Below are 9,807 nucleotides of genomic sequence, written 5' to 3' on the forward strand. Positions count from 1 at the left end.
GGTCGCTCGCCGCCTCGCCCTCTCCCCCGGACACCGCCGCCGTCGGCGCGCACCCGGAACCGGTCCCGCGGCAGTGCCCGGCCCGAGGATCGCCCTGCGGATTCCACGGCCCCGGCGGTCGGCGCCCGGCAGAGCGTCGACCCTGGTGCTGGCCGCCTTTCGAGCTGATGTCACCAACGACTCACCGCGATTCAGGCCCAGCGCCACCCCTCAGCCTGGCGCGCCACTGCGCAACGCCCGGGGCGACCGACGTGCGGCTGCTCCAGTAGGCCCACCGGCGCGGGTTCGGGTGCATCTGTCGTCGCCGGAGCGACAGCAGATGCACCCGAAGCACCGGGACTGCCCGCGATGGCATCGCCCTGCGACGGACCGCCGGTCAGGGCCGCGTCGTCCAAACCGCCCTGCCCGTTCCACGCAGGGCCGGGGAGCGGGCCTCACGCCGCGTGGGCGATGTCTTCACCGACTCAGGTCGAAAGGCAGACAGCACCCCACAATCGGCCGGACCGGGCGCTCCGCCCACATCCCAGCGGCGCCACCCTGAGGAGGCGATGCCGCTGAACGACTCAACGCGGAAGGCCGGCAGCACCTACCGCCGACCGAGCCGGGCGACCACCGCCCACACTGGACTCCGGATGGTTAGGCTGAATGATGACCCTCTATTACCGGGACGACGCGGTACAGGTCACCTCGGAGGCCATCCACGCGGGCGGGCACGTCGTCGCGCTCGCCGACGTCACGTACGTCTGGCACGCCCGCGGCGCGACCACCCTGGCGGTCCGGGGCCGGGTCCTGGGGCGCGGGGTGCTCATCCTGCTGCTGTCGCTGCCGCCGCTCGTGGCGCTGGTCTGCGTGCTCTCGCTGGCCTGGGCCGCGCAGGACCGGGGCGACTGGAAGCTGGCGCTGGTCATCCTGGCCGCGTTCGTGGTGGTCGGGCTGGCCCTGACCCCGTTCCTGGAGGTGCCGCTCGGTTGGCTGGACCGCTCCTACGAGCGGGGCAACCGGGTGCACGAGCTGTGGGTGCAGCACCACGGGCGGGAGGTGCTGCTGCTGCGCACACCCGACGCGCTCCGGTTCGGCCAGATCTACCGGGCCGTGCAGCGCGCCGTCGAGCAGCAGGGCGACCGCCGCTGACCGTCCGGGTGTGACCCTGGCCGCCCGCTGCCACCCGGCGGCCCTGGCTGGCGGGACGCACACTGGGTGGCATGGCGATTCCCCTCCCCCGTCCCGGCGCCGTCGTCGGGCTCACCCGTTCCGCCCTGGACCAGGCGCTCGGCTCGGCCGCCGCGTTCGCCGCCGTGCCGGCCCGCGCCTTCGCGGTGCTCGACGAGGTGGAGACGCTGTTGCGGCGGATCAACGGGGTGGTCGACCGGATCGAGGCCACCCTGGACCGCACCGACCGCGTGCTCGACGACGCCGACGCGGCGGTCCGGGAGGTCGCCGTGATCAGCGCCGCCGCCACCGGGGCGATCGAGACCGCCACCGGAGTGGCCACGGCCGCCGCCTCGGTGGTGGACGAGGCCGACCGGGTGGCCGGCACGGCGGCCGAGCTGCTGGGGGCGTACGAGCCGGCGCTGCGCCGGGCCGCGCCGATGACGACCCGGTTCGTCGAGCAGCTCAGCCCGGAGGAGGTGACCGCGGCGATCCGGCTGGTCGACGAGCTGCCGAAGCTGAAGGAGCACCTGACCTCGGACGTGCTGCCGATCCTGGCCACCCTGGACCGCGTCGGCCCGGACCTGCACGACCTGCTGGCGGTCACCCGGGACCTCAAGCTGGCGGTGGCCGGCATCCCCGGGCTCGGCATGCTGCGCCGCCGGGGCGAACGCCTCACCGACGAGCCCGTCGACTGAGCCGGTCAGCAGTCGCAGGCGGCGGCGGACCGGGGCGCGGTCAACTCGTCCACCCGCCGCCGCACCGTGCCGGTCGGGGTGACCACCGGCAGCCCCTCCCGCGCCCAGTACTCGAAGCCGCCGAGCATCTCCTTCACGGGGTGGCCGAGCCGGGCGAACTCCAGCGCGGCCCGGGTGGCGCCGTTGCAGCCCGGCCCCCAGCAGTACGTCACCACCGCCGACCCGGCCGGGACGAGGTCGGCGGCCCGGGCGGCGATCTCGGCGGTGGGCAGGTGCAGGGCACCCGGCAGGTGGCCCTGCCGCCAGGCGGCGTCGCCGCGGGAGTCGACGACGACCAGCCCGCGGCTGCCCGCCTCCAGCGCGGCGTGCACGTCGCTGACGTCGGTCTCGAAGCTGAGGCGGGCGTGGAAGTGGGCGGCGGCGGTCGCCGGGTCGGCCGGCGGCACGGAGAAGGTCATGCACCGATCCTGCGGCCGGTCGTGCCGCCGCCGGGAGTGGCGTGATCGCCGTCCTTCGCTAACATCCCGCCATGACTCCCGTCGACCGGACCGTGGCGGTGCTCGCGTACCCGGGGATGTCGGTCTTCGAGACCGGCATCGTGACCGAGGTGTTCGGTCTGCCCCGGCCCGAGCTGGAGGTCGACTGGTACCGGCTCACCGTCTGCGCCGAGCGCCCCGGGCCGGTGCCGGTCGTCGGTGGGGCCGCCCTGCACACCCCGTACGGCCTGGAGACCCTCGCCGGGGCCGGCACGGTGATCCTGTCCGGGGTGCCGGACGTGACCGTCGACCCGTCGCCGGAGCTGGTGGCGGCGCTGCGCCGGGCGCACCGTCGGGGCGCCCGGCTCATGTCGATCTGCTCCGGCGCCTTCGCCCTGGCCGGCGCCGGTCTGCTCGACGGCCGGCGGGCCACCACCCACTGGCGGTACGCGGACCTGCTGGCCCGCCGCCACCCGGCGGTCACGGTCGACCCGGACGTGCTCTACCTGGACGACGGCGACATCCTCACCAGCGCGGGCAGCGCCGCCGGCCTGGACCTCTGCGTGCACGTGGTCCGGCGCGACTTCGGCGCGGCGGTCGCCAACGCGGTGGCCCGCCGGCTGGTGATCCCGCCGCACCGCGACGGCGGGCAGGCCCAGTTCATCGAGGCGCCGGTGAGTGTGGACCCGGGGGACGACCGGATCGCCGCGAGCCTGTCGTGGGCGGTCCGCCACCTGGCCGAGCCGCTCACCGTGGCGGCGCTGGCCCGGCAGGCGCACCTGTCGACCCGCAGCTACCTGCGGCACTTCGCCCGGGCCACCGGGACCAGCCCGATCCGCTGGCTGATCGACCAGCGGGTGCGGGCCAGCCTGGCCCTGCTGGAGACCACCGACGCCCCGGTCGCCGAGATCGCGGGGGCGGTGGGCTTCGACAGCCCGGTCACCTATCGGCACCACTTCGGCCGGGCCATGCGGACCTCACCGTCGGCGTACCGGCGGGCGTTCCGGGCGGGCGCCGCCTGAGGTCAGGCCGGCCGGCTGAACAGCTCGTCGATCTCGGCCCGGAGGGGCAGGGCCACCGAGGCGCCGAGCTTGCGGACGCAGGCCGCGCCGGCCGCCGCGGCCCAGTGCACCGCCTCGACCAGGTCGCGCCCCTCGCCCCAGGCCACGACCAGGGCGGCCGTGAAGGCGTCGCCCGCGGCGGTGGAGTCGACCACGTCAACCTTCACGGCCGGGACGTGGACGGCCGGCCGGTCGCGCGCGACGTACCAGGCGCCGGCGCCGCCGAGGGTGAGCACCGCCCGGGGCACCAGTTCGAGCAGCGCCGCCGGCTCGTCGCTGCCCCGGCCGGTGAGCGCCTGGGCCTCGGTCTCGTTCACCACCAGCAGGTCGGTGGCGGCCAGCAGCTCCGCCGGCACCGGCCGGGCCGGCGCCGCGTTGAGCACCACCCGGGTGCCGGCCGACCGGGCCGCCAGCGCCGCCGCGGTCACCGTCTCCACCGGCACCTCAAGCTGCGCGACCAGCACGTCCGCCTCGCGTACGGCGGTCAGTTCGCCCTCGGTGAGGCCGGTGAACGCGTCGTTGGCGCCGGGGGTGACCAGGATGGCGTGCTCCCCCGCGCCGCCGACCATGACCAGGGCGACGCCGGAGGGGCCGTACACCACCCGGAGGTGGCCGGTGTCGACGCCGGCCGCGGTGATCCGGGCCTTGAGGGTGACCCCGAAGGCGTCGGAGCCGATCGCGCCGAGGAAGACGCCGGAGGCGCCGGCGCGCACGGCGGCGACGGCCTGGTTGGCGCCCTTGCCGCCGGGCAGCATGACGAAGTCGCTGCCGAGCACGGTCTCCCACGGTCGGGGCAGCGCCGCGGCGGTGCCGACGAGGTCCATGTTCGCGCTGCCCACCACGGCGACCCGGGTCTGCGGCACGGCGTCCCCTCCCGTCGGGCTCAGGCGGCGCGCGCGGTCCAGCGCTCGCCGGCCCGCGCGACGACCAGCGGCAGGCCGAACGTCTTCGACAGGTTGTCGGCGGTGAGCGTCTCGGCGAGCAGGCCCTGCGCCACGATGCCTCCCTCGCGCAGCAGCAGCGCGTGGGTGAAGCCCGGCGGGATCTCCTCGACGTGGTGGGTGACCAGCACCATGGCCGGTGCGTCCGGGTCGTACGCCAGCTCGGCGAGCCGGGCCACCAGGTCCTCGCGGCCGCCCAGGTCGAGCCCGGCGGCGGGCTCGTCGAGCAGCAGCAGCTCCGGGTCGGTCATCAGGGCCCGGGCGATCTGCACCCGCTTGCGCTCGCCCTCGGAGAGCGTGCCGTACGTCCGGTCGGCGAGGTGGGCGACGCCGAGCTGGCCGAGCAGCGCGCGGGCGCGGGTCTCGTCGGTGCGGTCGTAGCTCTCCCGCCAGCGCCCCACCACCGACCAGGCCGCGGTCACCACGACGTCGGTGACCCGCTCGTCGCCGGGGATCCGCTCGGCGAGCGTGGCGGTGGAGAGGCCGATCCGGGTCCGCAGCTCGTTGACATCGGTGCGGCCGATCCGCTCGCCGAGCACGTGCGCCGTGCCGGTGGTCGGGTGCAGCCGGCCGGCGGCGAGGTTGAGCAGGGTGGTCTTGCCGGCGCCGTTCGGGCCGAGCACCACCCAGCGTTCGTCCAGCTCGACCCGCCAGTCGACGTCCTGCACCAGTGTGCTGCCGGAGCGGCGGACGCCGACACCGTCGAGGCTGACCACCAGATCCGCGTCCAGGGGTGCGGGGGCGGGGGTGCCGGCGGCGCCGGGGATCAGGTCACCAGTCACCGGTCCATCCAACCACGCAGCCGGCACGGTGCCCCCCACGGGCGGCGTCGCGGCCATAGGGTGGGGCGCCGTGTCGTTGGTCACCACTCCGGGAGGACACCTCATGCCCGACCGCTGCCGGGAGGCGTGCGGATGAGCGCGGTCATCGAGATCGCCGGTCTCCGCAAGACGTTCCACACCCTGCGTCAGGGGCGCCGGACCGCCGTCGACGGTTTCGACCTGCTGGTCGAGGCCGGGCAGGTGCACGGTTTCCTCGGGCCGAACGGCTCGGGGAAGACCACCACGCTGCGCGCCCTGCTGGGGCTGGTCCGGGCCGACGCCGGCCGGATGAGCGTGCTCGGGGCCGAGTCCCCGGATCGGCTGGCCGAGGTGGCCGGGCGGGTCGGCGCGATCGTGGAGAGCCCGCAGTTCTTCGGCAACTTCACCGGCCGCAAGACGCTGCGGCTGCTGGCGCTGGCCGGCGGCGTGCCCACCGCCCGGGTCGACGAGGTGCTGGAGCAGGTGGGCCTGCGGGACCGGGGCGACGAGCGGGTCAAGGGCTACTCGCTGGGCATGAAGCAGCGGCTGGCGGTGGCCTCGGCGCTGCTCAAGGACCCGCAGCTGCTGATCCTGGACGAGCCGGCGAACGGCCTGGACCCGGCCGGCATCCGGGAGATGCGGGATCTCACCCGGTCGCTGGCCGCGGCCGGGGTGACCGTGCTGCTGTCCAGCCACATCCTGGCCGAGATCCAGCTCATCTGCGACCACGTGACGATCATCAGCCGGGGCCGGCGGGTGGCGTACGGGCCGGTGGAGGACGTGCTGGCCGGTTTCGACCAGCACCAGTGGCAGGTCCGGGTGGCCGAGCCCGAGCGGGCCGTGGAGCTGCTGGGCCGTGCCGGCATGGCGGTGACCCCGCATGCCGACCACCTGGTGGTGACCGGGGTCGTCGACCCCGAGCTGATCAGCCGCACGCTGGGCGAGCAGGGCCTCTGGGTGCGCGAGCTGATCCCGCTCCGGCCCGACCTGGAGAGCGTCTTCCTGGAGCTGACCGGCGACCACCCCCATCCGGCGCTGCCCCGCCAGGTGGACGGTGCGCCGCCGAACGACGGAGTGATCGACCTGGACGTCCGGGAGAGCCGGGAGGTGGACGCGTGAACCTGGTCCGTGCCGAACTGGAGCGGCTGGCCGCCCGCCGCTTCGTCCAGCTCATGGTGCTGCTGCTGGCGGTGGCCTTCGCGGTGACCGTGGCGACCACGCTGGCCGGCTCGCACCGGCCGACGCCGGTGGAGCTGAGCCGGGCCCAGGCGCAGGCCGCGGAGGAGGTGCGCAACATGGAGCTGGCGCACGACCGCTGCCTGCGGATCAAGGCGGGCACCGTGACGCCGGACGAGAACGACTACCTGCCGCGGGACTGCGCGCAGATCGACCCGGCCCTCATGGAGAAGCTGCCCAGCGCCTCCGACTACCTCAGCGGGGTGTTCGTCTTCGCCAACGAGGCCGAGCCGCTGCTCTACTTCCTGATCGCGTTCCTGGCGATGTTCGGGTTCCTGGTGGGCGCCTCCTACATCGGCGCCGACCTGAACTCGGGCGGCGTGGTCAACCTGCTGCTCTGGCGGCCGCGCCGGCTCGTGGTGCTCGGCGCGAAGCTGGGCACGCTGCTCGGCGGGCTGCTCGGGCTCTCCGCGCTGGCGTCGGTGGCGTACCTGGGGGTGTTCTGGCTGATCGGTGAGGCCTCCGGGCTCACCGGCCGGATGGGCGGCGCGTTCTGGTCGTCGCTCGCCGCGGTCTGGGTGCGCGGCCTGGTGCTGGTGCTGCTGGCCGCGGCGCTCGGCTTCGCCATGGCCACGCTCGGCCGGCACACCTCGGCGGCGCTCGGCACGGTGGCCGCCTACCTGGTGGTGTGGGAGCTGGGTGCCCGGCTGGTGTTCCAGATCCTGTCGGTGACCCGCCCGGACCGGTTCATGCTCTCCAGCTACCTGGCGGCGTGGCTCAGCGGCGAGGCCCAGTTCTGGGACAACGACGCCTGCACCGGTGACATCGCGGGCTTCTGCGACGGTTACTACACGCTGGGCTGGGCGCCGGGGCTGGTGGTCCTGCTCGGCCTGACCGCCGCCCTGGTCGTGGGGGCGTTCACGGTGTTCCGCCGCCGCGACCTGATCTGAGGGTGCGCCGGTGCGGTCCCGGATCCGGGACCGCACCGGCAACTCCTTGCAGACATTCGCCACCTCGTGAAGAATTCCTTCGCATGGCGGCAGCGGCGACGACGGGCCGGCGGTCAGCCGACCGTCGAGCCGAACACCTCGTCGCGCACCTCGTCCAGGGCGGTGCGCAGCGCGCCGCGCAGGATCGGCTCCTCGGTCAGCCCGGTGCTCACCACCCGCGGCCGGACCAGGGTGATCGCGGCGACCTCGCGCTGCACCCGCTCGGCCAGCGCCGCCCCGCCGGCCCGCCCCACCTCGCCGGCCAGCACCACCAGGGGCGGGTCGAGCACCACGCAGGTGCTCGCCACCCCGAGCGCCAGCCGGCGCGCCAACTCGTCCAGCAGGGGGTCGCCCGCCTCGCCGGCGGCGATCGCGGCGCGGACCGCGTCGGCCGCGCCGGCCGCCGCGAAGCCGTGCTCCGTGGCCACCGCGCGGACCGCGTCGGCCCCCGCGAGCTGCTGGAACGCCGGCTTGGCCCGCTTCGACACGTCCCGCGGGATGGGTACGCCGGGCACCGGCAGGTAGCCGATCTCGCCGGCCGCGCCGCTGCTGCCGTGGTGCAGCCGCCCGCCCAGCATGATCGCGAGACCGACACCGGCGTCCAGCCAGACGAGCACGAAGTCCGCCGTGCCCTGCGCCGCGCCCGACTGCGCCTCGGCCACGGCGGCCAGGTTCACGTCGTTCTCGAAGACCACCGGGGTGTGCAGGTCCTCGCGGAGCGCGGCGAGCAGGCCACTGTGCCAGCGGGGCAGGTTGAACGCGAAGGTGATGTCGCCGGTGCCCGGGTCCACCAGGCCGGGGGTGCCGAGCACGATCCGGCGCACGCTGGACAGCTCGGCGCCGGCGCTGCTGGCCGCCTGGACCACCGCGTTGTGCACCACGCCCACCGGGTCGTCGGTGTCCTTCGTGGACTGCTCGACCCGGCCGACCACCGCCCCGGTGATGTCGGCGCAGGCGGCCACCACCCGCTCGGCGCCGACGTCCACGCCGACCACGTACGCGCTGCCCGGCCGGACCGCGTAGAGCTGGGCGTTCGGGCCCCGCCCGCCGGCCTGCTCACCGACCCGGGCGACCAGGCCGCGCTCCTCCAGCCGTTCGACCAGCTGGGACGCGGTGACCTTGGAGAGCCCGGTCAGCTCGCCGATCCGCGCCCGGGTCAGTGGCCCCTGCTCGAGCAGCAGCTCCAGCGCCGCGCGGTCGTTGAGCGCCCGCAACAGTCGGGGGGTGCCGGGCAGCCGGGTCGCACTCATGCCACGTCCTCAATTTTCAGTAAAGTTTGCTAACCACAAAACGCCTGCCGAGGGGTGTCCGTTAGCGTATCGGCCGCCCCGAACCGGGGCCGTCGGACGACCCGGCAGGGAAAGGGGATACTCGTGGGGTTGGATCCAGGACTCCGCCGGCTCGCGCTGGGCACGCTGCTGGCGGCGTACCCCGGCCCGGTCCCGCCCGACTGGGCGGTCGACCTGCTCGCCGAGGGGCTCGCCGGGCACACCCTGTTCGGCACCAACATCCACGACCCGGGCCAGGTGGCGGCGACCACCGCGGCGCTGCGCGCCGGCCGGCCGGACGTGCTCATCGCCATCGACGAGGAGGGCGGGGACGTCACCCGGCTGGCGCACGCCACCGGCAGCCCGTACCCGGGCAACGCCGCCCTCGGCGCGGTCGACGACCCGACCCTGACCCGCCAGGTGTACGCGGCCATCGGCGCGGAGCTGGCCGCCCTCGGCATCAACCTGGACCTCGCCCCGACCGTCGACGTGAACACCGCCGACGAGAACCCGGTGATCGGCACCCGCTCGTTCGGCGCCGACCCGGTCCGGGTGGCCGTCCACTCGGCCGCCGCCGTCGTCGGCCTCCAGTCCGCCGGGGTGGCCGCCTGCGCCAAGCACTTCCCCGGACACGGCGCGACGGTCGCCGACTCCCACCACGAGCTGCCCACCGTCGACGTGCCGCCGGCCGTGCTGCGCGAGCGTGACCTGCCGCCGTTCGCCGCGGTGGTCGACGCCGGGGTACGCGCCGTCATGACCGCCCACATCCGGGTGCCCGCGCTGACCGGCGACGGTCCGGCCACCTTCAGCCGGGCGGTCCTGGTCGACCTGCTGCGCGCCGAGTACGGCTTCACCGGCGCGGTGATCACCGACGCGCTGGAGATGAAGGGCGCCGCGCTGGCCGCCGGCGGTGTGGGCCCGGCCGCGGTCCGCGCCCTTGCCGCGGGGGCGGACCTGCTCTGCATCGGCGCGAAGGTCGACGCCGGCCTGGTGGAGCACGTCGTCGAGGAGATCGTCGCCGCGCTCGCCGACGGCCGGCTGGACCGGGCCCGCGTCGAGGAGGCCGCCGGCCGGGCCGCCGAGCTGGCCGCCTGGACCGGCGCGGGCGGCTCCGCGGCGGACACCCCGGACGGCCTCGGCTACGCCGCCGCCCTGCGCGCGGTGCGCGTCGAGGGCGATGTCACCGGCCTGGCCGCGCCGCTGGTGGTGCAGGTGCACGCCACCTCCACCATCGCCGAGGGGCGGGTGC

At 75.3% G+C, this 9,807-nt stretch carries 10 protein-coding genes; 6 read left to right on the forward strand and 4 right to left on the reverse strand.

Annotation, left to right across the window (positions count from 1 at the left end; translation table 11 throughout):
- Positions 1–648 precede the first annotated feature (648 nt).
- The gene (locus F8274_RS28125) at positions 649–1,131 is read left to right on the forward strand and encodes a DUF6232 family protein (protein WP_151465393.1); all 483 of its coding nucleotides are present in this window, start codon (positions 649–651) and stop codon (positions 1,129–1,131) included.
- Between the two features lie 71 nt (positions 1,132–1,202).
- On the forward strand, positions 1,203–1,847 hold the full coding sequence (locus F8274_RS28130; protein WP_151465384.1) for a hypothetical protein: 645 nt from the start codon (positions 1,203–1,205) through the stop codon (positions 1,845–1,847).
- A 5-nt stretch (positions 1,848–1,852) separates the two neighbouring features.
- On the opposite strand, the gene F8274_RS28135 is transcribed toward F8274_RS28130, so the two are convergent.
- Positions 1,853–2,305: a rhodanese-like domain-containing protein gene (locus F8274_RS28135; RefSeq protein WP_151465385.1), complete on the reverse strand. Its 453-nt coding sequence runs from the start codon at positions 2,303–2,305 to the stop codon at positions 1,853–1,855.
- Positions 2,306–2,376: 71 nt separating this feature from the next.
- Here F8274_RS28135 and F8274_RS28140 point away from each other — a divergent pair, with 71 nt between their 5' ends.
- Positions 2,377–3,345: a helix-turn-helix domain-containing protein gene (locus tag F8274_RS28140; RefSeq protein WP_151465386.1), complete on the forward strand. Its 969-nt coding sequence runs from the start codon at positions 2,377–2,379 to the stop codon at positions 3,343–3,345.
- A 2-nt stretch (positions 3,346–3,347) separates the two neighbouring features.
- Here the strand turns inward: F8274_RS28140 and F8274_RS28145 are convergent, their stop codons facing one another.
- Positions 3,348–4,247 (reverse strand): ribokinase, encoded by a 900-nt coding sequence (locus tag F8274_RS28145; protein ID WP_151465387.1) that lies wholly within the window; start codon positions 4,245–4,247, stop codon positions 3,348–3,350.
- A gap of 20 nt (positions 4,248–4,267) precedes the next feature.
- The gene (locus F8274_RS28150) at positions 4,268–5,164 is read right to left on the reverse strand and encodes an ABC transporter ATP-binding protein (protein ID WP_192580025.1); all 897 of its coding nucleotides are present in this window, start codon (positions 5,162–5,164) and stop codon (positions 4,268–4,270) included.
- A 75-nt stretch (positions 5,165–5,239) separates the two neighbouring features.
- Between F8274_RS28150 and F8274_RS28155 the strand changes: the two genes are divergently transcribed.
- Both F8274_RS28155 and F8274_RS28160 read left to right on the forward strand, forming a co-directional pair.
- On the forward strand, positions 5,240–6,244 hold the full coding sequence (locus tag F8274_RS28155; protein ID WP_151465389.1) for an ABC transporter ATP-binding protein: 1,005 nt from the start codon (positions 5,240–5,242) through the stop codon (positions 6,242–6,244).
- A complete protein-coding gene (locus F8274_RS28160; protein WP_151465390.1) occupies positions 6,241–7,251 on the forward strand; it encodes an ABC transporter permease subunit in 1,011 nt (336 codons plus the stop codon). The genes F8274_RS28155 and F8274_RS28160 overlap by 4 nt, the downstream gene beginning before the upstream one ends.
- Positions 7,252–7,364: 113 nt before the next feature.
- Here F8274_RS28160 and F8274_RS28165 read toward each other — a convergent pair whose 3' ends face one another.
- A complete protein-coding gene (locus tag F8274_RS28165; protein ID WP_151465391.1) occupies positions 7,365–8,540 on the reverse strand; it encodes an ROK family transcriptional regulator in 1,176 nt (391 codons plus the stop codon).
- A 123-nt stretch (positions 8,541–8,663) separates the two neighbouring features.
- Between F8274_RS28165 and F8274_RS28170 the strand changes: the two genes are divergently transcribed.
- The coding region (locus F8274_RS28170) for a glycoside hydrolase family 3 N-terminal domain-containing protein (RefSeq protein WP_151465392.1) at positions 8,664–9,807 on the forward strand (1,144 nt) is incomplete at its 3' end.

Origin of the sequence: Micromonospora sp. AMSO31t, assembly GCF_008868175.1 — a bacterium.
GTDB lineage: Bacteria > Actinomycetota > Actinomycetes > Mycobacteriales > Micromonosporaceae > Micromonospora.

What these genes read in the sequence shown, in the direction of transcription:
- F8274_RS28125 (WP_151465393.1), top strand. Translation starts at nt 649, where the DNA reads ATGACCCTCTATTACCGGGACGACGCGGTACAGGTCACCTCGGAGGCC.
- F8274_RS28130 (WP_151465384.1), top strand. Translation starts at nt 1,203, where the DNA reads ATGGCGATTCCCCTCCCCCGTCCCGGCGCCGTCGTCGGGCTCACCCGT.
- F8274_RS28135 (WP_151465385.1), bottom strand. Translation starts at nt 2,305, where the DNA reads ATGACCTTCTCCGTGCCGCCGGCCGACCCGGCGACCGCCGCCGCCCAC.
- F8274_RS28140 (WP_151465386.1), top strand. Translation starts at nt 2,377, where the DNA reads ATGACTCCCGTCGACCGGACCGTGGCGGTGCTCGCGTACCCGGGGATG.
- F8274_RS28150 (WP_192580025.1), bottom strand. Translation starts at nt 5,164, where the DNA reads ATGGCCGCGACGCCGCCCGTGGGGGGCACCGTGCCGGCTGCGTGGTTG.
- F8274_RS28155 (WP_151465389.1), top strand. Translation starts at nt 5,240, where the DNA reads ATGAGCGCGGTCATCGAGATCGCCGGTCTCCGCAAGACGTTCCACACC.
- F8274_RS28165 (WP_151465391.1), bottom strand. Translation starts at nt 8,540, where the DNA reads ATGAGTGCGACCCGGCTGCCCGGCACCCCCCGACTGTTGCGGGCGCTC.